20 protein-coding genes are annotated in these 22,791 nt (G+C 66.1%); 14 read left to right on the top strand and 6 right to left on the bottom strand.

The window, feature by feature from the left end; all coding sequences use genetic code 11:
* The first annotated feature begins 209 nt into the window (after window positions 1-209).
* From ACFUTU_RS13650 to ACFUTU_RS13665, 4 genes are read left to right on the top strand one after another with little or no spacing between them, the layout of a single operon-like run.
* Complete coding sequence (locus ACFUTU_RS13650; RefSeq protein WP_377965101.1) at window positions 210-1,520, top strand: ABC transporter substrate-binding protein; 1,311 nt, start codon at window positions 210-212, stop codon at window positions 1,518-1,520.
* 13 nt (window positions 1,521-1,533) lie between these two features.
* Window positions 1,534-2,505: a carbohydrate ABC transporter permease gene (locus tag ACFUTU_RS13655; RefSeq protein ID WP_377965103.1), complete on the top strand. Its 972-nt coding sequence runs from the start codon at window positions 1,534-1,536 to the stop codon at window positions 2,503-2,505.
* A complete protein-coding gene (locus tag ACFUTU_RS13660) occupies window positions 2,502-3,422 on the top strand; it encodes a carbohydrate ABC transporter permease (protein ID WP_377965105.1) in 921 nt (306 codons plus the stop codon). The genes ACFUTU_RS13655 and ACFUTU_RS13660 overlap by 4 nt, the downstream gene beginning before the upstream one ends.
* 44 nt (window positions 3,423-3,466) lie before the next feature.
* Window positions 3,467-4,249, top strand: a complete 783-nt coding sequence (locus tag ACFUTU_RS13665; RefSeq protein ID WP_377965107.1) for a DeoR/GlpR family DNA-binding transcription regulator — start codon at window positions 3,467-3,469, stop codon at window positions 4,247-4,249.
* Between the two features lie 3 nt (window positions 4,250-4,252).
* Here ACFUTU_RS13665 and ACFUTU_RS13670 read toward each other — a convergent pair whose 3' ends face one another.
* Complete coding sequence (locus tag ACFUTU_RS13670; protein WP_377965109.1) at window positions 4,253-5,272, bottom strand: LacI family DNA-binding transcriptional regulator; 1,020 nt, start codon at window positions 5,270-5,272, stop codon at window positions 4,253-4,255.
* A 26-nt stretch (window positions 5,273-5,298) separates the two neighbouring features.
* Window positions 5,299-6,501, bottom strand: coding sequence for a Gfo/Idh/MocA family protein (locus ACFUTU_RS13675; protein WP_377965111.1), 1,203 nt, complete (start codon window positions 6,499-6,501; stop codon window positions 5,299-5,301).
* A gap of 213 nt (window positions 6,502-6,714) precedes the next feature.
* Here ACFUTU_RS13675 and ACFUTU_RS13680 point away from each other — a divergent pair, with 213 nt between their 5' ends.
* The 7 genes from ACFUTU_RS13680 to ACFUTU_RS13710 all read left to right on the top strand — a co-directional run bounded on the left by ACFUTU_RS13680 (window position 6,715) and on the right by ACFUTU_RS13710 (window position 15,081).
* Window positions 6,715-7,662, top strand: coding sequence for a carbohydrate ABC transporter permease (locus ACFUTU_RS13680; RefSeq protein ID WP_377965193.1), 948 nt, complete (start codon window positions 6,715-6,717; stop codon window positions 7,660-7,662).
* 12 nt (window positions 7,663-7,674) lie between these two features.
* A complete protein-coding gene (locus ACFUTU_RS13685) occupies window positions 7,675-8,619 on the top strand; it encodes a carbohydrate ABC transporter permease (RefSeq protein ID WP_377965113.1) in 945 nt (314 codons plus the stop codon).
* A 41-nt stretch (window positions 8,620-8,660) separates the two neighbouring features.
* Window positions 8,661-10,001, top strand: a complete 1,341-nt coding sequence (locus ACFUTU_RS13690; protein WP_377965115.1) for an ABC transporter substrate-binding protein — start codon at window positions 8,661-8,663, stop codon at window positions 9,999-10,001.
* Between the two features lie 128 nt (window positions 10,002-10,129).
* Entirely contained in the window at window positions 10,130-12,331 is a 2,202-nt protein-coding gene (locus ACFUTU_RS13695) for an alpha-galactosidase (RefSeq protein ID WP_377965117.1), read from the top strand.
* Between the two features lie 84 nt (window positions 12,332-12,415).
* Window positions 12,416-13,429 (top strand): UDP-glucose 4-epimerase GalE, encoded by a 1,014-nt coding sequence (galE, locus tag ACFUTU_RS13700; RefSeq protein WP_377965119.1) that lies wholly within the window; start codon window positions 12,416-12,418, stop codon window positions 13,427-13,429.
* 63 nt (window positions 13,430-13,492) lie between these two features.
* Complete coding sequence (gene aroQ, locus ACFUTU_RS13705) at window positions 13,493-13,969, top strand: type II 3-dehydroquinate dehydratase (RefSeq protein WP_377965121.1); 477 nt, start codon at window positions 13,493-13,495, stop codon at window positions 13,967-13,969.
* Window positions 13,970-13,971: 2 nt separating this feature from the next.
* Entirely contained in the window at window positions 13,972-15,081 is a 1,110-nt protein-coding gene (locus tag ACFUTU_RS13710; RefSeq protein WP_377965123.1) for a DUF2332 domain-containing protein, read from the top strand.
* A 46-nt stretch (window positions 15,082-15,127) separates the two neighbouring features.
* Here ACFUTU_RS13710 and ACFUTU_RS13715 read toward each other — a convergent pair whose 3' ends face one another.
* Window positions 15,128-16,312, bottom strand: coding sequence for a MarP family serine protease (locus tag ACFUTU_RS13715; protein WP_377965125.1), 1,185 nt, complete (start codon window positions 16,310-16,312; stop codon window positions 15,128-15,130).
* A 192-nt stretch (window positions 16,313-16,504) separates the two neighbouring features.
* Here ACFUTU_RS13715 and ACFUTU_RS13720 point away from each other — a divergent pair, with 192 nt between their 5' ends.
* Window positions 16,505-17,182 (top strand): Crp/Fnr family transcriptional regulator, encoded by a 678-nt coding sequence (locus tag ACFUTU_RS13720; RefSeq protein WP_003797871.1) that lies wholly within the window; start codon window positions 16,505-16,507, stop codon window positions 17,180-17,182.
* Window positions 17,183-17,820: 638 nt separating this feature from the next.
* Here ACFUTU_RS13720 and ACFUTU_RS13725 read toward each other — a convergent pair.
* Genes ACFUTU_RS13725 through ACFUTU_RS13735 form a run of 3 tightly spaced genes read right to left on the bottom strand, consistent with a single transcriptional unit; the run spans window position 17,821 to window position 19,439 of the window.
* Window positions 17,821-18,732, bottom strand: coding sequence for an NUDIX hydrolase (locus tag ACFUTU_RS13725; protein ID WP_377965127.1), 912 nt, complete (start codon window positions 18,730-18,732; stop codon window positions 17,821-17,823).
* Window positions 18,733-18,748: 16 nt separating this feature from the next.
* Complete coding sequence (locus ACFUTU_RS13730) at window positions 18,749-19,282, bottom strand: RidA family protein (protein ID WP_377965129.1); 534 nt, start codon at window positions 19,280-19,282, stop codon at window positions 18,749-18,751.
* 1 nt (window position 19,283) lies between these two features.
* Window positions 19,284-19,439 carry a DUF4177 domain-containing protein gene (locus ACFUTU_RS13735; RefSeq protein WP_003797879.1) on the bottom strand — a complete coding sequence of 52 codons (156 nt, stop codon included), beginning with the start codon at window positions 19,437-19,439 and terminating at the stop codon, window positions 19,284-19,286.
* 37 nt (window positions 19,440-19,476) lie between these two features.
* Here ACFUTU_RS13735 and ACFUTU_RS13740 point away from each other — a divergent pair, with 37 nt between their 5' ends.
* Together ACFUTU_RS13740 and ACFUTU_RS13745 are read left to right on the top strand one after the other, a co-directional pair.
* Complete coding sequence (locus tag ACFUTU_RS13740) at window positions 19,477-21,834, top strand: transglycosylase domain-containing protein (protein WP_377965131.1); 2,358 nt, start codon at window positions 19,477-19,479, stop codon at window positions 21,832-21,834.
* Window positions 21,835-21,836: 2 nt separating this feature from the next.
* Complete coding sequence (locus ACFUTU_RS13745; protein ID WP_377965133.1) at window positions 21,837-22,784, top strand: metallophosphoesterase; 948 nt, start codon at window positions 21,837-21,839, stop codon at window positions 22,782-22,784.
* Window positions 22,785-22,791 lie beyond the last annotated feature (7 nt).

Here is a 22,791-nt window from a genome sequence, read left to right on the forward strand (position 1 = left end):
GGCCCGTCCGGACCACCGGACGGGCCCTGCCTTTTGCACCCCCGCCGCATCCCGCCGTCGGACCCCGCGAGCCGCCGCGGCAGCCCTGCCGGCAGTCCAACCAGGCCACAAGACCCGTGTTGTTTTGCGATCTTTCCTGTTCCCTTTTGCGAGGTTATAGTCAGCTGTATGTGATACATGTCACATAGCTCCATTCCCCGGGAGAGATCATGGCAAAACATCCGGAAGCGTCCACCAGCGCCGGGCCAGCCCGGCGGACATTCCTCAAAACAGTCGGCGCGGGCGCCGCGGGCCTGGCGGGCGTGCCGCTGTTGGCAGCCTGCACCGGAGGCAGCGGCCCGTCTGCCGGAGGTTCGGACTCCTCCGGACTAACGTTCGGCTCCGGTTCCTCGGACGAGGTTCCCAAGAAGGCCTACCAGGCCGTCACCGATGCCTTCACCAAGAAGACGGGCAAAACGGTCAGCACCAACGTGGTGCCCCACAACGATTTCCAGAACAAGATCAACTCCTACCTGCAGGGCTCCCCTGACGACGCCTTTACCTGGTTCGCCGGCTACCGGATGCAGTTCTATGCGGGCAAGGGGCTTCTGGCACCGGTCGACGACGTCTGGGCCAAGATCGGCGGCAACTTCTCGGACGCCCTGAAGAAAGCGTCCACGGGACCGGACGGGAAGATGTACTTCGTCCCCAACTACAACTATCCGTGGGGCTTCTTCTACCGGAAGAGCGTGTGGGCCGATAAGGGCTACGAGGTGCCGGAAACCTTCGATGCCCTCAAGACACTGGCGGCCACGATGAAGTCCGACGGCATCATTCCGATCGGCTTCGCCGACAAGGACGGCTGGCCCGCCATGGGCACGTTCGACTACATCAACATGCGGCTCAACGGTTACCAGTTCCACGTGGACCTCTGCGCCCACAAGGAGTCCTGGGACCAGAAGAAGGTGACTGACGTCTTCGACACCTGGTCCGCACTGCTGCCGTTCCAGGATCCTGCGGCACTCGGCCAGACCTGGCAGGACGCGGCGCGGGCACTTGCCGCCAAGAAGACGGGCATGTACCTGCTGGGCTCGTTTGTCACGCAGCAGTTCACCGATCCCGCAGTGCTGAAGGACATCGATTTCTTCCCGTTCCCGGAGCTCGCCACCGAGGGCAGGGATGCCGTGGAAGCACCCATCGACGGACTGTTGCTGTCCACCAAGGGCGGCGGGAACGCGGCCGCGCACCAGTTCATGGAATTCATCGGCACACCGGAGGGCCAGGACATCTACGCCTCGGTGGATGCCTCCAACATCGCCACGGCCAAGGGCGCGGACACCTCCAAGTTCACGCCGCTGAACAAGAAGTGCGCCGACACCATCGCCCAGGCGAAGTCCATCAGCCAGTTCTTTGACCGCGACGCCCTGCCCGCCATGGCCAACAACGTCATGATCCCTGCCCTGCAGACCTTCCTCAAGAGCGGCAAGATGGACGTCAAGAACCTTGAGGCGCAGGCCAAGTCACTGTACGCAGCCCAATAGCCCGGACACTCCCATGAGCGCAACAGCAAGAGACCTGGTCCCGCCGGAGTCCAGGGCACCCTCCGGGGCGCCGGCGAAGCAGGTCCGCAGCGGAAAGGTCCGCCGGCTCTCCACGCGGGACAAGGCCGCCCTGTCCCTCATGGTGGGCATCCCCACGCTGATCCAGCTGGTGTTTGTGTGGCTGCCCACGGTCATGTCCGTCGGGCTGAGCTTCACGCGCTGGAACGGACTGGCCGTCAGCGACATCAGGCCGGCAGGCACGGACAACTACCAGTACATCTCCCAGGACTACCCGCCGTTCTGGCCGGCGATGCAGCACAACCTGCTCTGGCTGGCCTTCCTGGCGCTGGTGGCCACACCTCTGGGGCTGCTGCTGGCAGTGCTGCTGGACCAGCAGATCCGCGGCAGCCGGATCTACCAGAGCATCTTCTTCGCCCCGGTGATGCTGTCGCTGGCACTGATCGGCATCATCTGGCAGCTGTTCTACCAGCGTGACAACGGCCTGCTGAACTTCCTCCTCGGAACCTCAGGGACGCCGCAGGCCGTTGACTGGTTCGGTGACTCCTCAGTCAACATCTGGGCAGCCATGGTCGCCGCCACCTGGCGGCACGCCGGCTACGTGATGCTCCTGTACCTGGCCGGCTTGAAGGGCGTGGATCCCAGCCTGAAGGAGGCCGCGGCGATCGACGGCGCCAACGCGGCGCAAACCTTTTTCCGCGTGGTGTTCCCGGCTATGCGGCCCATCAACATCGTCATCGTCGTCATCACCGTCATCGAGTCGCTCCGGGCCTTCGACGTCGTCTATGTCATCAACCGCGGCACCAACGGCCTGGAGCTCCTCAGCGCCCTGGTGATCCAGAACCTCGTGGGCGAAGGCCAGGTGATCGGCGTCGGCTCCGCCCTTGCGGTGGTCCTGCTGGTCATCTCCCTCGTCCCCATCGTGTTCTACCTCAGCCGCACCTTCGGCAGGGAGAACAGGACATGAGCGCCGCCTCTTCCCCCAGCACCGCCGCAACCGGCACCACCGGCACCACCGGCCGCTCCGGCAGCAAGCCGAAGCGGCATTACGGCACGCACATCTTCCTGACGGCCATGGCCGTCATGTGGCTGGTCCCCCTGCTGTGGGCCGTGTTCACCGCCCTGCGGCCGATCAGCTCCACCAACGAGCACGGCTACTTCAGCCTGGCCGGCGACTTCAACTTCGACAACTTCATCCAGGCCTGGTCCCAGGGCGGCTTCGCCAAGTACCTCTGGAACTCGGTGATCATCTGCGTCCCGGCGGTGCTGCTGGTGCTCTTCTTCGCGTCCATGATGGCATTCGCCGTCAGCCGGGTGAGCTGGAAATTCAACATCACGCTGCTCATCATGTTCACGGCGGGCAACCTGCTGCCGCCCCAGGTCCTGGCGGCCCCGCTGTTCGAGATGGCCAAGCACTTCCAGGTTCCGTACTCCTTCAGCGACTCGGGCAACATGCTGAACACCTACATCATCGTCATTGCCGTGAACATGGCATTCCAAATGGGGTTCTGCACCTTCGTGCTGTCCAACTACATGAAGGCGCTCTCCGCTGACCTGACGGAGGCGGCGCTCGTGGACGGCGCCGGCATCTGGCGCCAGTACCGGGAAATCATCATGCCGCTGTGCCGGCCTGCCTTCGCCGCGCTGGCAACCCTGGAGGTCATCTTTATCTACAACGACTTCTTCTGGCCCCTGCTGTTCATCCAGAGCGGCGACCGGCTGCCCGTCACCACCGCGATCAACAACCTCCAAGGCGAGTTCCTGAACAACTACAACCTGCTGGCGGCCGGCGCCGTCATCACGGTCATCCCCACCCTGGTTGTCTATCTGCTCCTGCAGCGGCAGTTTGTTGCGGGCCTGACTCTTGGTTCCAGCAAGGGCTAGGCGATGATGGGCAGGACGAGGTTTCATCCACTGAAAGGATCCCGATGCTTCCCGCGGCCCGCCACCAGTCCATAGTGGATGCCGTCCGGCGCGACCGGGTGGTCCGCGTGTCGGACCTCGCCCAGCAGCTGGGCGTGTCCCTGATGACGGTCCGCCGGGACATCGAGCTGCTGGAGGAAAGCGGCCAGGTTGAACGTATCCACGGCGGCGCCAAACTGCCCGGGGACGCCAGCACGCACGAGCCCGGGTTCGAACTGAAGTCCACCCAGCTGACCGCGCAGAAACGCGCCATTGCCCTGGAAGCTGCCGCCATGGTCCACGAGGGCATGGCGGTGGCCCTGAGCGCCGGCACCACCACCTGGGCGCTGGCCAAGGAACTCGCCGGCGGCCCCCGGATCACCGCCGTGACCAACTCGGTGAAGATCGCCGACCTCTTCCATCACGCCTCAGCATCGGGCACCGGACGCCACGCCTCCACGGTGATCCTCATCGGCGGCGAGCGCACGCCATCGGACGCCCTGGTGGGACCGATTGCGACGGCGGCGCTCAGCCAGCTGAACCTGGACCTGCTGTTCCTCGGCGTGCACGGCATGGACGCCGAGGCCGGCTACACCACGCCGAACCTCCTGGAAGCCGAAACCAACCGTGCCTTCATAGCTGCCGCCCGCAAAGTGGTGGTCCTGGCCGACCACACGAAGTGGGGCATGCAGGGCATCAGCACCATCGCCAAGCTTGAGGAAGCCGACGAGGTGATCAGCGATTCCGGGCTGCCCCCCGACGCCCAGCGGATCCTCCGGGACCGGGTGGGCCGGCTCCGGCTCGTTTAGCAGCTACGGGCAGCCGCAGGACTGCCGGACCAGGAGCTTCGTGGGGAAGACGCGGTGCTGTGCCGGCTCGCCGCGGTCCGCTCCGACCAGTGCGCGGACCGCGGCCTCCGCCATGTCCCGCACAGGCTGCTCCACGGTGGTCAGCGTGGGCCAGGAGTACTCGGCGTCCTCCGATCCGTCGAACGAGACCAGAGCGATGTCCCCCGGGACGGACAGCCCGGCCTCGTGAAAGGCCCGGAGGATGCCGATCGCCTGCATGTCCGAGCTGGCGAAGATGGCCGTGGGCCGGTGCCCGGACGCCAGGAACCGCTTCCCGGCCGCATACCCGCCAACCCGGGTGAAGGCGCTGCGGGCGATGGGTCCTTCCGGCAATCCGGCGTCCCTCAGTGCCTGCACCCAGCCCTCTTCGCGGGCATCCGCTTCGTTGCCGGTGGTCGTGCCCATGGCCAGCCCAATGTTGGTATGGCCGTGCCCAATCAGATGCTCGACGGCGGTGCGGGCACCTTTGGCCAGGTCCACGCCCACCGTGGTGACGGCGGCAGAACTGCCGCTGTGGCTCAGCAGCACTGACGGGATCTCCGCGGTCTCCAGATCGGCCAGGTCCGGCTCGAACAGCACGCTGGCCAGCACCACGCCGTCCACCTGCCGGGCCGCGAGGTTCCGGATGTTCCGGCGTTCCTTGGCAAGGTTTCCGTCCGAGTTCGTCAGCACCAGGGCGTACCCGAGTGCGCCCGCCGCATCCTCCACAGCGTGGGCCAGCATGGAGAAGAACGGGTTGCTGTTGTCCGGGATGACCAGGCCGATCGTTTCGCTGGACCCCAGTTTCAGGGCCCGCGCGGCCGCGTTGGGGCGGTAGCCCAGCTGCCGGATGGCCTCCTGGACTTTTGCTTCGGTGGCGGGCGCCACCTTCTTCGGCCCGCCGTTCACCACGTAGCTGACGACGGCGGTGCTCACCCCGGCGTAGCGGGCAACATCCTTACGGGTCACCTGTGTCCGGGGGGTGGGCACTGCCGGAATCGTCATAGTGTCCATGCTAGCTACAGCCCGCCCTACAGCCTTGCCGGGGCATCGCCAAAGTCGCGGATGGGGAGCCGTTCGCCGTTCCGGCGGGCGGACTCGTGGGCCACGATGCCGGGAAGGGTGAAACGCGCGGCCGTCCAGGCGTTCACCGGCGGCAGCGATCCGGTATTCACGGCCGTGACAAAGTCGTCCACGAGGAACTGGTGGCTGCCCTCATGGCCGTTGGGTGCGCCGCGGAACTCCTCAGGCAGCCTCGCGCTGTCATGGACCGGAGCCAGCCCGGAGACAAACGCATCACGCAGTTCCGGAGCCACGTTGGCCAGCGATGGGTCGTCTAGGGGCACGCTGGGCCGGGACTCCACCTGTTCCGAGATGTCGTGCACGTTGGCCTTGTCCTGCCACACCGTAACCTTGGCCAGCTGCTCGAAGCTGGCCTCGGTGCCGAAGAAGCGGAACCGGGATTCACGGATATGTGAGGGGTAGCCCACCCGGCGCATTTCATTGGTCCGCATGGCACCGCCGTCGTTCAGCTCGAAAAGGGCAGTGGCGTTGGAGAAGTCATTCCCGAACATGCTGATGTCCTTGTCGAACACGCCGTCCTGGCGGTCGTCCTTCACGCCGACGCAGCTGACGCTTACGGCGTGCGCCGGGAGGGCACCGAGGACCCCGCCGATCGCGTGGGTCGGGTACAGCATGGGCGGGTAGCTGGCGGTCTCCTTCCAGCGTTCGCCGCCGCTGTACTGGTAGGCGTCGTAGAAGCCGAGGTCCATGTCGTGGACGTAGTCGCCCTCGGAGTAGAACACCCGTCCGAACGTGCCGGCCGCGTGCTGCTGCCGGGCGTAGACCGTGGCCGGGTTGTAGTAGCTGGTCTCACCCATCATGTAGACGTTGCCGGTCTCCCTGACGGCGTCGATGATCCTGGCGATCTCATCCTCGGTGACCGCCATGGGCACAGCCGAGTAGACATGCTTTCCGGCGCGGAGCGCCCGCTCCACCAGGGGTCCGTGGGTCCACCGCTGCGTGAAGATGGCGACAGCATCGACGTCGGACGCCAGCAGCTCCTCGAAGGTGCCGATGGAACCGGCGAGCCCGTAGCGGCCGATGGCCTCGGCGGCACGCTCCGGCCGCTCATCCACCACGAAGACCTCGCTGACTCCGGGGTGGAGGTTGAAGAGATGGGCGAACTGGGAGCCGAACTGTCCGACCCCCACGACTCCGATTGAAAACGCCATTGTTCCTGCCTTCCTGGTTTGAGCGGCACCGGCGAGGGCCCGCGCAGATATCTGCGCCACAGTCTTGCAGCAGGATCTACTCGAGTCAATATGTGCAACGTTGGAGAGAAAAATCCTAGTAAAAGCAAGGAAATTTTCCTTGCACTCCGGTTTCTACTCGTGTAGATTCGTTGGCGATTGTTAGTTCCATCACACACCCAGGAAGGGTCGATGATGACCACCCTCACCAAGAATCCCCCAGCCAGGAGCAGCCAGCGTCCTGCACGGCCCGGCAAGCTGCGCCGGGGAGTTCCCCGACTCGGCGACCTGCGGATCGCGCTGCTCTTTGTTGCCCCCGCCATGATCGGCTTTGTGGCCTTCTACCTGGTGCCCACGCTGCGCGGCATCTACCTGAGCTTCACCGAATACAGCATTCTGGGAGAACCGGAGTGGATTGGCGTCAAGAACTACACGGCGATCTTCGGCGACGAACTGTTCTGGAACGCCATGGGCGTCACGGTCCAGTACGTGGCGCTGAACATCGGCTTCCAAACGGCGATCGCCCTGGGCCTGGCCCTCCTCATGCACCGCGTGGCAAAGTCCACGTTCATCCGCGGCGCCCTGCTGCTGCCGTTCCTCGTGGCCAACGTCATCGTTGCCCTGCTGTGGTTCTGGATGCTCGACTACCAGCTGGGCATCGTCAACGAGGTGATCAGCTGGCTGGGCCTGCCCCGCATTGCCTTCTTCGGCAGTGAACAGTGGGCCATCCCCACCATCGCCTTCGTCAACGTCTGGCGCCACATGGGCTACACCGCCCTGCTGATCTTCGCCGGCCTGCAGGCCATTCCGAACCACGTCTACGAGGTGGCCTCCCTGGACGGCGCCTCCCCCACGAGGACCTTCTGGTCCATCACCATGCCGCTGCTTCGCCCCGTGCTGGCCCTGGTCCTGGTGGTCACCGTCATTGGGTCCTTCCAGGTGTTCGACACCGTCGCGGTCACCACCAACGGCGGCCCGGTCAACGCCTCCCGGGTCATCCAGATGTACATCTACCAAAAAGCCTTCGGTGAATCGGATTTCGGGTACGCGTCGGCGCTCTCCGTCATTCTCTTCGTGATCCTCGCCCTGGTGGCCTTCATCCAGATGAAGTTCCTCAAGGGCAACGAATCGGACCTGGACTAAGGAACCCCCGCCATGACCACGCAGATCCTCAACCGCAATTCCCGGAACCCCAACACCCGGAACCGGAGCACAGCTGCACGCAAGCCGGTGAACTGGCGCCGTGCGGGCGCCTGGACACTCGTCGTCCTTGCCCTCCTCGTCACTGTCGTCCCGTTCCTGTGGATGCTGCGGACCGCACTGTCCAGCAACCACTCGCTGGCGGCCAACGCCTCAAGCATCCTCCCGGCCGACTTCAGCTGGGGCGCATTCAAGCGGGTCTTCGGCATGCAGACCGCCGAGGAAGCCATCGCTGACGGCGGGTCCGGCGCCAACATCAACTTCTGGCTGTACCTGCGCAACTCCGTGGTCTTCTCCACGGTGACCACCGCCGGCCAGGTGTTCTTCAGCGCCATGGCCGCCTACGCCTTCGCCCGGCTCCGCTGGGCCGGCCGGGACAAGGTGTTCGCGCTGTTCCTGGCCACCATGATGGTTCCGCCGATTTTCACGGCACTGCCCAACTTCCTGCTCATCAAGAACCTGGGCCTGCTGAACTCCTTCGCCGGGCTGGCCCTCCCGTTCCTGTTCATGACCCCCTTCGCCATCTTCTTCCTCCGGCAGTTCTTCCTGAACATGTCCCGCGAGGTGGAGGAGGCCGCCATGCTGGACGGCGCCAAGCACCTGCGCATCTTCTTCCAGATTGTGCTGCCCAATGCCGCCGCACCGCTGGCCACCCTGGCCCTGCTGACATTCATCGGCCAGTGGAACGAATACTTCTGGCCCCTGCTCGTAGGCCAGGACGAGAACGTCCGCGTCCTCACCGTAGGCCTGAGCGTTTTCAAGTCCCAGTCCCCGCAGGGCGCCCCGGACTGGTCCGGCCTCATGGCCGCCACCATCGTCGCCGCCCTCCCGGTGCTTCTGCTCTTCTTCGCCTTCGGCAAGAAGGTGGTCAATTCCATCGGCTTCTCCGGCATCAAATAACCCCCCTCCCCCAACACAGCCTCCCCCAAGAAAGGTCCATCATGAAGAAAACGATCGGCGCCGTCGCTGCCGCCGCAGCCATTGCCGTGTCCCTCTCCGCCTGCGGCGGTTCCTCCTCCGGCTCGTCCGAGGCGAAGGGCGAAATCAACTACTGGCTGTGGGACGCCAACCAGCTCCCGGCCTACCAGCAGTGCGCCGCGGACTTCACCAAGGCGAACCCGGACATCAAGGTCAAGATCACCCAGCGCGGCTGGGACGACTACTGGACCACGCTGACCAACGGCTTCGTGGCAGGTACCGCTCCGGATGTGTTCACCAACCACCTGTCCAAGTACCCCGAATACGCCGCCAAGAAGCAGCTGCTCCCGCTGGATGAGGCCGTCCAGAAGGACGGCGTGAAACTGGACGGCTACAACGAAGGCCTGGCAGACCTGTGGGTGGGGCAGGACGGCAAGCGCTACGGGCTGCCCAAGGACTGGGACACCGTGGCCATGTTCTACAACAAGAAACTCGTCAAGGATGCCGGTTACACCGGGGAACAGCTCGGAAACCTGGACTGGAACCCGCAGGACGGCGGCAGCTACGGCAAGGCCATCGCCCACCTGACCGTGGACAAGAACGGCAAGCGCGGCGACGAGGCCGGCTTCGACAAAAACAACGTCGCCGTGTACGGACTCGGGCTGGAATCCGCAGGCTCCGGCCAGGGCCAGACCCAGTGGAGCTTCCTCACCGGCACCACCGGCTGGACCCACACGGACAAGAACCCGTGGGGCACCAAGTTCAACTACGACGACCCGAAGTTCCAGGACACCATCAAGTGGTGGGCGGGGCTGGCCGAGAAGGGCTACATGCCCAAGCTGGAAACCACCGTCGGCGCCAGCGTGGCTGACGCGTTCGGCGCAGGCAAGGCAGCCATCAACACCAACGGATCCTGGATGATCGGCCAGTACACCAGCTACAAGGGCGTGGAAACGGGCATCGCCCCCACCCCCAAGGGACCCGACGGCAAGCGTGCCAGCATGTTCAACGGCCTGGCCGACTCCATCTTCGCCGGCACCAAGTACCCGGCAGCCTCGGCCAAGTGGGTAGAGTATCTGGCCTCCCCCGCCTGCCAGGACGTCGTGGCCTCCAAGGCCGTCGTTTTCCCGGCCCTCAAGACCTCCTCGGACAAGGCCGCGGCCGCGTTCAAGGTTAAGGGCATCGACGTCTCGGCGTTCACGCAGCAGGTCAAGGACAAGACCACCTTCCTGTTCCCCATCGCTGACAAGGCCGCCAAGGTGGACGGCATCATGAAGCCGGCCATGGACGCCGTCCTGTCCGGCAAGAAGGACGCCAGCACCCTCTCCGACGCCAACGGGCAGGTCAACTCCCTCTTCAAGTAGGCGTTCAACTGGGCGAAAATCAAAGTCCAGGCATCCAGCACCGCATCGGCGGGGCCGGCACCGCGGACACCGCGACCGGCCCCGCAGTACCCTTCACCCGATCTGCTCATCATGAAAGAGACTTACCTATGGATCCCCTGCACCTCCGTACCGCCGGCACCAGCCTGGTGATCAGCTTCAACAGCGGGGAGGCCGAGGTCATCCACTGGGGCGCCGACCTTGGCAGCGAACTCCCTGACCTGTCCATCCTCACGCCGGCGATCACCAACTCCGCCATCGACGTCACCGTCCCGGCGGGACTGCTCCCCCAGGCGTCCTCCAGCTGGCGCGGCCGGCCGGCGCTGCGCGGCCACAGGATTGCCGACGGCGCCTCCGGGTTCGATTTCTCCGTCCGCCTGCGCGCCGTGCACAGCACGATTAACGGCAACTCCGCCACCGTCGTCCAGCAGGACGCCGACGCCGGCATCGCCGTCGAGTCCACGATTACCCTGCACGACGGCGGCCTGCTGGAACTCCAGCACACCGCCACCAACACCGGAACGTCGCCGTTCCAGCTCGACGAGCTTGCCGCCGTCCTCCCGGTGTCTCCCGACGCCGTCGAACTTCTGGACCTGACCGGGCGCTGGTGCCGGGAACGGCACCCGCAGCGCCGACCCATCCAGCAGGGCACCTGGGTGCGTTCCGGCCGGCACGGGCGGACCGGGCACGACTCGTCACTGCTGTTCGCGGCCGGCACGGCCGGCTTCGGCAACCGCCACGGCCGGGTCTGGGCCACCCACCTGGCGTGGAGCGGGAACCACGAACAGTTTGCGGACACCATCGGCGACGGCCGCACCATGATCGGCGGTTCCGAACTGCTGGGCCCGGCCGAGGTCATCCTGGAACCGGGCGCTGGCTATTCCACGCCCAAACTTTTCGCCGCCTACTCGGACCGCGGCCTGGACGGCATCAGCGAGGCGTTCTACAGCTGGTTCCGTTCCCGCCCGCACCACGTGCTTCCGGCGGCGGGCGGCGGCAAGCCCACCGGTAAGCCCCGCCCCGTGGTGCTGAACACGTGGGAAGCCGTCTACTTCGACCACAACCTGGACACCCTGATCGAACTCGCTGACTCGGCCGCCGACCTCGGGGTGGAGCGCTTCGTCCTCGACGACGGCTGGTTCCGCGGCCGCCGTGACGACACCGCCGGGCTGGGCGATTGGTTCGTGGACGAGACGCTCTGGCCGGACGGGCTGACGCCGCTCATCGACGCGGTCACCTCCCGGGGCATGGAGTTCGGCCTCTGGGTGGAGCCGGAGATGATCAACCTCAACTCGGATGTGGCACGGGCGCACCCGGACTGGATCGTCGGGCCGGCCGCGGTTTCCCACAAGGACGGCGGGCGGCTGCCGCTGGCCTGGCGGAACCAGCACGTCATCGACCTGGTCAACCCGGAGGCATGGCAGTACATCTTTGACCGGATCGACGCCCTTCTGCGCGAGAACGACATCAGTTACCTGAAGTGGGACCAGAACCGCGACCTCACCGAGCACGGGCATGCCGGACGCCCGTCCGTCCATGCCCAGACCATCGCCGCCTACCGCCTGTTCGACGAGCTGCGGAAGGCCCACCCCGGCGTCGAGATTGAGAGCTGCTCCTCCGGCGGGGCGCGCGTGGACCTCGGCATCCTGGAGCGCACGGACCGGATCTGGGCCTCGGACTGCAACGACGCCCTGGAACGGCAGACCATCCAGCGCTGGACCGGCGTCGTGGTTCCGCCGGAACTGGTGGGCGGGCACATCGGCCCCACCACCTCGCACACCACCGCCCGGACCCACGACCTGTCCTTCCGTGCCATCACGGCACTGTTCGGACACTTCGGGATGGAGTGGGACGTCCGGCAGGTGCAGGGTGCCGAGCGTGCGGAGCTGAAGCGGTTCATCGCCCTCTATAAGGAGCACCGCGGGCTGATCCACAGCGGCCGGATGGTCCGTGCCGACGTCCCCGACGATTCGCTCATGCTGCACGGTGTGGTGGCCGGTCCGGCTCGGGTTGCCGCTGCTGCAGGCTCGACGGCGGCCCTGTTCGCCCTGGTCAGCACGCGCACCTCGTTCGCGGAGCAGCCGGGCCGGGTTGCGCTGCCGGGACTGGACGGGGCACGCCGCTACCGGGTGGAGGCCATCTTCCCGGGACCGGCGGACGCCGACTACGCCCACACCTTCACGCAGATCCAGCCGCCGGCCTGGCTGGCCACCGGCGCGGAAGCCAGCGGCCGTTTCCTGGCCGAGGTCGGGCTGCCCATGCCGAGCCTCAACCCGGAGCACGCCCTGGCGCTGAAGGTCACGGCGCTTTAGCCAATAAGGCCAAGAGCGGAGCCTGCCCCTGCGGTTCCCCTGGCGGGAACACAGGGCAGGCTCCGCCCAGATGAAGGAACGTAGATGAAAATTCTGGTTACCGGCGGCACCGGGTACATCGGCTCCCACACCGTCCTCTCCCTGCAGGAAGCCGGCCATGACGTGGTGGTCATCGATAACCTCAGCAACTCCAGCGAGGAGTCACTGCGGCGGGTCGCCGAACTCACGGGCAGGCAGGCCGCTTTCCACCACGCCGACCTCCTGGACGAGCCGGCCGTCGACGCCGTCTTCGGACAGCACGCCATCGACGCCGTCATTCACTTTGCCGGGCTCAAGGCCGTGGGCGAATCTGTCCTTGAACCGGTGAAGTACTACCACAACAACCTCGTTGGCACCCTGAACCTGATCCGGTCAATGGACCGCCATGGCGTCCGCTCGGTCGTCTTCAGCTCCTCGGCCACGGTCTACGGCGAACACAACGCGGTTCCGTACGTGGAGAAGATGGAAATCGGTGCGAACAACCCCTACGGGCGCACGAAGGAACAGATCGAGGACATTCTCTCCGACCTTGGCGCCGCTGACAGCCGCTGGCGCATCGCCCTCCTGCGGTACTTCAACCCGGTAGGGGCCCACCCCTCGGGACGGATCGGCGAAGACCCCCAGGGCATCCCCAACAACCTCGTCCCCTTTATCGCGCAGGTGGCCGTAGGCCGCCGTGAAAAGCTCATGGTGTTTGGCGGTGACTATGACACCCCTGACGGAACATGCCTGCGGGACTACATACACGTCGTCGACCTCGCCGAAGGCCACGTGGCGGCACTGCGGCACATCACGAACGAGACAGGCGTGTTCCGCTGGAACCTCGGCTCAGGTGAAGCGTCCTCGGTGCTGGAAGTCCTGCGCTCCTTTGAAAAGGCGGTGGGCGCCCCGATCCCGTATGAAATCACGGGCCGGCGGCCGGGAGACCTGCCGGCCTTCTGGGCGGACGCCACCTCCGCCATGACCGACCTCTCCTGGTCCACGACCAAAGCGCTGGACCAGATGTGCGAAGACCACTGGCGCTGGCAGAAAAACAACCCGCAGGGCTACGCGGGGTAGGGTCGCCCTACTCTCATGACGGATGTGGGCGGTTCCCTGCCGGGACGCGATAGATTTGCTGTCATGACTGAAGCCCCCTCCGCCAACGATGCCGGCCGCGGCACCATCCTGGTCCTGAACGGCCCCAACCTGAACCTCCTCGGCACCCGTGAGCCGGAGAAGTACGGCACTGCCACGCTGGCCGACGTCGAGCAGCTCGCCAAGGACGCCGCCGCCGCCCACGGCCTGGAGGTCGAGTGCTTCCAGTCCAACCATGAGGGCGCCCTGGTGGACGCCATCCACGCCGCCCGCGGAAAGGCCGTCGGCATTGTGCTGAACGCCGGGGCCTACACCCACACCTCGGTGGCCATCCGCGACGCCATCTCCGCCGTGCAGGTCCCCGCGGTGGAAGTCCACATCACCAACGTGCACGCACGCGAGCCGTTCCGCCACCACTCCTACCTCTCGGACATCAGCAAGGCCGTGATCGCCGGCGCCGGAATCCTCGGTTACCGGTTCGCTGTGGAGTACCTCGCCGACCTGAATGCCGGCAAGGCCTGACCATGCCGGCGCGGTCCGGTACTGCGCCCGGATCCGGCACCGGCACCGCAGCGTGGTACCGGCACTTCGGCACTGTTGATGCCCCCGGGTCCTCGCCCTGCTACGCCGACTGGTCGGTGCACATCGCGGAGGATCCCGAGCTGATCGCCCGGATCGACGAGTGGCCGTACAACAAGCGCCAGCCCCTGCTGATGCTTGCCGCCGCACGCTTCCTGGGTGCCGAAATTTCCCCGTACCGGGAGTTTCGTGCGTTTTTGGACGCACATTGGGCCGAGGTCTCGGGCATCGTCCTGTCCCGCGCCACCCAGACCAACGAGGTGGGCCGCTGCGCCACGCTGCTTCCCTCGCTCGCAGGCATCGCCGCTGCCGAGGGCAGGCCGCTCGCCCTGATCGAGGTGGGCGCCTCCGCTGGGCTCGCTCTGTTCCCGGACCGGTACAGCTACGAGTTCGACGACGGCGGAACGGTCACGCGGGTGGGTCCCGCTGGGTTTGGGGGACCCACCCGCGTGACCGTTTCCGGCGAGCCGCCCCCGGTGCCCGGCCGGCCGCTGGCCGGTTCACGGCCGGAACCTCCGGTCCTGCACTGCAGGACTGCCGGCCCTGTTCCCCTGCCGGACAGCTTGCCTGAGGTGGTGTGGCGGGCCGGGATTGACCTGAACCCCCTTGATGTGCGGAATACTGACAACGTGGCCTGGCTTGAGGCGCTGATCTGGCCGGAGCAGGAATTCCGCCGCGCCCGGCTGCGTCGGGCCGTTGCCGTCGCCAGGGAAGAGCCTCCGTTGCTGGTGGCCGGGGACCTGAACGAGCAACTGCCGGCACTGGCCGCGCGGGCGCCTGCGGATGCCGCGCTGGTGGTGTTCCACAGCGCCGTCATGGGTTACCTCAGCGCTGGCGGGCGTGCACGGTTCCGAACCACCATGCAGGGACTGACCCACAGCAGGGGCTGCCACTGGCTGTCCAACGAGGGCGAGACGGTGATTATCCAGGAAGACGGCTCAGCGGTGGTCCCGGAAATGGACGCCGAACGGCTCCGCGGGAATTTCCTGCTGCAGCACAATGGCCGCCCGGTGGCCATCACCGGCCCGCACGGCCAGAGCCTGGAATGGCTCTAGAGCGGATTTATTACTGGATGCCTTGCCTGCGACTGCTGGATGCCCGCTATTGCTGGATGCACTGCCCCGACGAGACGGGGTTGGACAGCCCCGGCGCTTCTGCCGCGACCGGCCGGAGGTCGATCATCGGAATCGCGAAGCCCGTGGCGGCGTTGGACGTTGTCTTCGCAAAGATGACGCCCGCCACCTCACCGTTGGTGGTGAGCAGCGGCCCGCCCGAGTTCCCGGGCTGGACGTCGCCTGCCAGCTTGTACACCTCATCGGGAACCGGGTTGTTGCCGTAGATGTCCGGCACGAGCACCGTGGAAATGCCCTGCACCGTGGCCGGCTTGGACTGGTAGGGGCCGCCGTGCGGGTACCCGGCAAAAGCGGCGCCGGTTCCGGCGGGCAGGTCGGAGCTGAGCGGCAGCGCCGCGGTGGGCAGACCGTCCACGGCCAGGACTGCGAGGTCGCGCTTGCTGTCGAAGTACACGACCCTGCCGGGCATTGCGCCGCCGCCGGGGATCTCCACCACGGGCTGCGATACACCAGCCACGACGTGCGCGTTCGTCACCACGCGTCCGGGCGAGACCACAAACCCTGTGCCGGTCTGGTTCTGCCCGCACTGGAATGCGGTCCCGGCAATTTTCAGGACCGAGCCGGCCGCCCTGTTCAGGGCCGGCGTGTCCGTGCTGGCGTTGGGCACCGGCACCTGCTCGTCCTGCCCGATGCCCTCGATGAGCGTGGGGATCCCGTCCCCGATAACCGCCGAGCGCAGCTGCGCCATGGTGGATTTGACCGGATTTGGCGTCAGTCCGTCTATGAAACGGATCACCTTGGACTCCGCCAGCTGCTGTGAGACGAAGGGCACACCGAGTGCGCTGATGCTGAAGGCCAGCATGGACATGACCAACGCGGAGACCACCAGGTTCACGGCCCCGCCGATGAGCCGGTCCACAGCGCGGAGCGGCCTCATCCGGACGGCACTGCGGATGCTGCGCCCAATCATCGTGCCCAGGGCATTGCCCAGAACCACCAGCAACACGGCGGTTCCGATGATGGCGGTCAGGCGCCATCCGCTGTCCTTCACGAAGTCGCTGACCAGCGGAACGGAGAGGAAGGCGGCCACTGCACCGACCGCGAACCCGGCAAGGCCGCCGACTGTCACCAGGAAGCCGTTGCGCAGCCCGTAGATCAGATAGGACAAGAGCGTGAGAATCAACGCAAGGTCCAGAACGGTCAGGCCAAACACCGGGTCTCCTCACAAGCAGCTAAGCCCCGATTCTACTGGCGAAGTCTGACAGTTTGCCGTGGATGCCCGGAGCGCAGGCTGGTCTCGCAGCGTCTTTTAGCGTGTTTCAGCTGCCAAGTACGTCACAGAACGTTGAAAATTCTGAAACAATGGCACAAGCGCCCCAGACGACACTTTTACTCAGGAGAATTCATGGACATCGAGGTATTGCGCCGCGCACCCCTTTTCGCCACGCTGGATGACGACGCGTTCCGTCTGCTGACGGACGAACTGACCGAGGTCGACCTGTCCCGCGGCGCGTCCGTCTTCCGCGAGGGCGACCAGGGTGACCAGCTTTACTTCATCGTCTCCGGCAAGGTGAAGCTCGGCCGCACGTCCCCCGACGGCCGCGAATCCCTGCTGGCCATCCTCGGCCCGGGTGAGCTCTTCGGCGAGATGGCCCTGTTCGACCCGAGCCCGCGCACCGCAACGGCCACCGCTGTTTCGGAGACCCGCCTCGCCGGCCTCAAGAACGAGAGCCTCAACTCCCTGCTGCGCACCCGCCCTGAGGTCTCGGCCCAGCTGCTGCAGGCCCTCGCCCGCCGCCTGCGCCGCACCAACGACTCCCTCTCCGACCTGGTCTTCTCCGACGTGCCGGGCCGCGTGGCCAAGGCCCTCCTGGACCTCGCCGACCGCTTCGGCCGTCCGGCCACCGACGGTGTCCTCGTCGCACACGAGCTCACCCAGGAAGAGCTGGCCCAGCTGGTCGGTGCTTCCCGCGAGACCGTCAACAAGGCCCTCGCCGAGTTCGTACAGCGCGGCTGGCTGCGCCTCGAGGCCCGCGCCGTCGTCATCCTGGACATGCAGCGCCTCCGCCAGCGCTCACGCTAGCCCCACATCAGCGAAAGGCCGCCCTGGTTTTCCACCGGGGCGGCCTTTGCTTTTTAATTCAGCACCGGCTGTTGCTTGCAGCTCACCACCGGCGGAAGGCGGCTTTTCGGCGTCGCTTAGCGCGAAGGTCCCTTCCCGACACTCGCAAGCTCGTATCGGGTCCCTCGGGACGACGCTTACGGCCCATAGGGACCCCTCCGGTCGCTAAGCGACCTCCAGGCTCCGATGCGCCGCGATGCGCTCCTTTCCGAAGAACCGCAATCCGCCTCAGTTTGTCGTCGGCAAAACCGACGGGAACTGAGGAAGGGTTTGGCAAAACCCGACAGGAACTGAGGACGCGTTGGGGAAAAGGCGACGGGAACTGAGGACGCGTTGGGAAGAACCCGACGGGATGTGAGGAAGCATTTGGTGAGGTGCGCGCGAGCCGGGCTGCGGGCCTTCGGGTAGGAGCGCATCGCGGGGCATCGGGGTCCGGAGGTCGCTCAGCGACCGAGCGACGCAATTCGGCCGTAAGCGTCGTCCCGAGGGCCCCGACGCGAGCTCGCGAGCGTTGGGAAGGGACCTACGCGCTAAGCGACGGCGAAGGGCCGCCGCTCGGCGCAGGTGACCACAACCGACGGAACCACGGCGAAGGTAGTTTACCGTTCCCGCTGGGGCTCTCCTGCTACTGTCTTGGCTGCCTCGACCTCGAGCATGAGCGCGCCGTTTTCGTCGACGAGCCGGGGCTGGTACACGTGCGGGGTGCGCTTGTAGCTGAGGTAGGCGATGCAGCCGTTGGCCTTGGCCATCTTTTCGAGCATGATCTCGGAGCCCGGAACCATGAGCTGGCCGAGGGTCAGGCCGACTGTGTTCTCCTGGCCGACTTCGTCGCCGAGGGCGGTGGTGTCGCGTTCGGCGACCACCTTGGTGGCGCACACCCACTGCCCCCAGACGCCCTTGCTCTCGAGGAGTGTGGGCTGCTGGTTCATGGGGACGGTCGCGGCGAAGTAGCGGGTGTTGAAGCGCCGGTGCGCGAAGTCAGGGCTGAGCCAGTTCACAAGCGGCTTAAGCAGGTCGGTGCGGATGGAGAGGCCGCGCTTGGCCAGGATCTCGGTGAACGACTTTTCCTGCACGGCCACCGCCTCCCGGGCCTTCATCCACTCCGCGGTGGAGGTGGCCTCCACCGTGGAGGACAGGTCCGGGCCGGCCAGCAGCACGCCGGTCTCCTCAAACAGTTCGCGGACGGCGCCCACCACGTGGCGGCGGGCAAGTCCGACGTCGTCCGTTCCCATCTGCTCGGCCCAGTGCTGGGGCGGAGGCCCCAGCCAGCCGACGGGGTCGTCGTCGGAAGCGTCCAGCGATCCGCCGGGAAAGGCAACCACACCCAGTGGTGATTCCCCGGGACGGTACCCGAGCCAGGTTTCCAGGCCGGTGGGTGAGTCCCGGAGAAGCACCACGGAGGAAGCGAAACGGGGTGCGCGCGGAGTGCGTTCCCCGTGTTCGAGCCAGCTGTGTGCCGCCCCTTCAAGGTCGGGGGGAAGAACGAACAGCCGGCGTGCTAGGTGAGGCAAAGGAACCGACTGCTCCCTAGCTGAATTCGGCGATCAGTTCGACTTCCACCGGGGAGTCGAGCGGCAGGACTGAAACGCCGACGGCGGAACGGGCATGCTGGCCCGCGTCGCCGAAGACCCGGCCCAGGAGCTCGGACGCGCCGTTGATGACGCCGGGCTGGCCGGTGAAGGAAGGATCGGAGGAGACAAAGCCCACGACCTTGACGATGCGGGTGATGCGGTCGAGGTCGCCGATGACACTCTTTACCGCTGCCAGGGCGTTCACGGCGCAGACCGCGGCGTAAGCCTTGGCGTCTTCCGGAGACACAGTCGGCTCGTCCGAGGTGCCCTCGGTGCCGGCGGACACCTTGCCCGTAGCTTCGAGTTTGCCGTTAATAAACGGCAGCTGGCCGGAGGTGTAAACATGGTTGCCGGAGACGACAGCCGGCACATAGGCGGCGACGGGCGCCGCGACTTCGGGAAGGGTCAGTCCCAGCTCAGCAAGACGCTGCTCGACGGCGGACGATGCCACCGTTCCAGTGCTGGAAGCGGTTTCCTGGGGGGTGGTCATGCTACTGCTTCTCCCTCTTAAGGTAGGCGACAAGGCCGTTGCCGTCGGGTCCGGGGACTACCTGAACTAGCTCCCAGCCGTCGTCTCCCCACTGGTCAAGAATCTGCTTCGTGGCGTGGATGATGAGCGGAATCGTGGCGTACTCCCATTTGGTCATGAAATAAAGCCTAATCGTTGCCGGTAAACTGGAGAACATGGCGACTCGTAAGAACCCCATATTCGACACGGCCACCACCCTCGGTAAAATTCTCGGCTTCCTTGGCGTGAGCGCTATTTGTGGTGTCCTCGTGGCTGGCCTGCTGGTTCCCGCAGCCGCCGTCTCAGGCAGCACGGCCAGCGGCTCGATCGAATTCTTTGACACCCTGCCGGCTGAACTCCAGGTGGACCCGCCCAGCCAGTCCACCAAGGTCCTGGCCGCCGACGGGAGCGTGATCGCCAACCTGTACGCGGAAAACCGTACCCGCGTTCCGCTGGACCAGATCTCCCCGTACATGAAGGACGCGGTGATCGCCATTGAGGACAGCCGGTTCTACGAGCACGGCGGCGTGGACACCACGGGCATCCTCCGCGCCCTGGTCAGCACCGCGCGCGGCAACAAGCAGGGTGCCTCCACCATCACGCAGCAGTACGTCAACAACGTCCTGAACGCCAACCTCGAGGCGGAAGGCAACTCCGACGAGATCAAGCTCAACGGCGTTAACAAGGGCGTGGGCGACAAGCTCCGCGAAATGAAGCTCGCGATCGCCCTGGAGAAGAAATTCACCAAGGAGCAGATCCTTGAGGGCTACCTGAACATCGTCTTCTTCAACCGTGATGCGTACGGTATTGAGGCCGCCTCCAAGTTCTTCTTCAGCACCACCGCCAAGGACCTGACCCTCCCCCAGGCTGCGCTGCTCGCCGGCCTGGTGAACAGCCCCTCGGCCTTCGACCCCATCACCAACCCGGACAACGCCAAGAAGCGCCGGGACCTGGTGCTGAGCGCAATGCTCACCCACGGCAAGATCACCAAGGCGCAGTACACCTCCGCAGTGGCCACGCCGGTCAAGCCGAAGGTGACCCCGGCCCGGCAGGGCTGCGCCTACTCCCCCACCGCCCCGTACTTCTGTGACTACGTCCTGCACCTCCTGCTGAACAACCCGGCGTACGGCGCGGATGCCACCGAGCGTGAGAAGAAGGTGTTCCGCGGCGGCCTGACCATCAAGACCACCCTGGACCCGAAGGCGCAGAAGATAGCGCAGGACCAGGTGAACGCTGCCGCCGGCGCCAACCCGGACAAGTGGGGTGCCGCGCTGGTGTCCATGGAACCGGGCACGGGCAAGATCACCAACATGGCCCAAAACACCTCGTGGTTTGAGGGCAAGGGCAAGTTCGATTCGCAGATCAACTTCAGTGTCGACCAGTACGACGACCAGGGCAATGACCTGAACGGCCTCGGCGGCGCGCAGCCCGGCTCCACCATGAAGCCGTTCACGTTTGCCGAGTGGCTGAACGAGGGCAAGTCGATGAACACGATCGTCGACGCCACCCAGCGCCGCTACCCGCAGAGCTTCCCGTGGCGCAACACCTGCGAGACCCCCACGGTCGGCTGGTACGACAGCACCAACGGCGATTCCACGGACCTGCAAAACGCCGAGGAGGGCTACTACCGGCCCATGAGCGTGCTGGACGGCCTAAAGAACTCCATCAACACCGCCACCTTCGCGTCCGCTGCCCAGCTTGACCTGTGCGGCATCCAGAAGGTCGTGGACGCGGTGGGACTGCACGAGGGACTGCCGACCCGCGACAAGGACACCAACGCGGTGGTCGATCCGAACCCGAAGATCACCATGACCACCATCGGCAACCTGCTGGGCTCCCGGCAGACGGCGCCGCTGACCATGGCCGCGGCCTTCGCGACTTTTGCGAACGACGGCAAGTACTGCGCGCCGATCGCCATCACGTCGGTGACGGACCAGACCGGCGCCCAGCTGCCGGCGCAGGCCCCTGCCTGCCGGGACGCCCTCAAGCCCGAGGTGGCACGAGGCGTGAACTACGCCCTGCAGCAGGTCTTGAACGAAGGCTCCGGCTCGCTGATCGAACCGCGGATCTCCACCCGGACCAACTTCCCGATCGCCGCCAAGACCGGTACGTCGAACAACAACGGCTCCACCTGGGTCGTCGGCCACACCATGGGCCTGGCGACGGCGGCGTGGTTCGGTGACCCGCTCGGCAGCCAGCAGCGAGCCGGCCAGAACGTGACAGTCAACGGCAAGTTCTACACCGGCATCGACGGCTACATGATTGCCGGGCCCATGTTCTCGCGGTTCATGTCCGAGATCGCACCGGGCTACGGCACCGAACCGTTCCCGGAACCGCCGTCGAACCTGCTGTACGGCACCCCGCAGTACCAGCCCCCGGTGCAGAACAACCCGGTACCGAACAACCCGGTCCAGGGCGGCAACACGGGCGGTGACACGGGCAGCAACACCGGCGGAAGCACGGGCGGCAGCACCGGGGGCAACGGAAACAGCGGCAATAACGGAAACGGCGACAGCAAAAAGGGGAACGGCTGACCGTGGCTGACTTTTCACGCGTGGCAAGCCGCGTCCGTAGCGTCGGGCGCGGCTTTGCCGTCACCGCCGGCGCCGGGACCGCCGCGGCGCTGGCCGCCACGGCCTACGGGCTGTGGGAGAAGAACCAGTTCGTCCTCCGCGAGGAGACCGTCCAGGTCCTGCCCGCCGGCCGCGCCCCGTTCCGGATCCTGCACCTGAGCGACATCCACTTCGTTCCCGGCCAGAAGGCTAAGACGGAGTGGCTGCAGTCGCTCGCTGCGCTGAAGCCGGACCTGGTGGTGAACACGGGTGACAACCTCAGCCACCCCAAGGCCGTGGACCCGCTGCTCAACGCGCTGGCGCCGCTCCTGGAGTTCCCGGGCGTGTTTGTTCCGGGCTCGAATGACTACTACGCCCCCAAGCTGAGGAACCCTGCCCGCTACCTGCTGGGCCCCTCCAAGGCGGCGCCCGACCGGGAACCGCTTGACTGGCCCCGGCTCCGGTCCGGCTTCGGCATGAGCGGCTGGATCGACCTCACCAACCGGCACCAGTCCGTGGTCCTGAACGGCATGCGGTTCGATTTCTCGGGTGTGGATGATCCGCACCTCAACCGTGAACGCTATGCCGGCTGGCCGCGGGGCACCAGGGGCCAGAATGCCCAGGACCACCTGCGCGTCGCCGTCATCCACGCCCCCTACCAGAGGGTCCTGGACCACTTCACCGAGGACGGCGCGGACCTTCTCCTCGCCGGCCACACGCACGGCGGCCAGCTGTGCATCCCGGGCTACGGGGCCGTCGTCGCGAACTGCGACATCCCCACGTGGCGGGCCAAGGGGCTCAACGACTGGACCAGCAACGGTCGCACGACGCCGGTCAACGTCTCGGGCGGGATCGGCACCTCGCGTTTTGCGCCGGTCCGCATCGCGTGCAGGCCGGAGGCCGTCCTGCTGACCCTCACCCCGCGCGGCTGACCCTCAC

It is taken from the genome of Arthrobacter sp. NPDC057388 (genome assembly GCF_042668165.1).
In the GTDB taxonomy this organism is placed as follows: Bacteria; Actinomycetota; Actinomycetes; order Actinomycetales; family Micrococcaceae; genus Arthrobacter.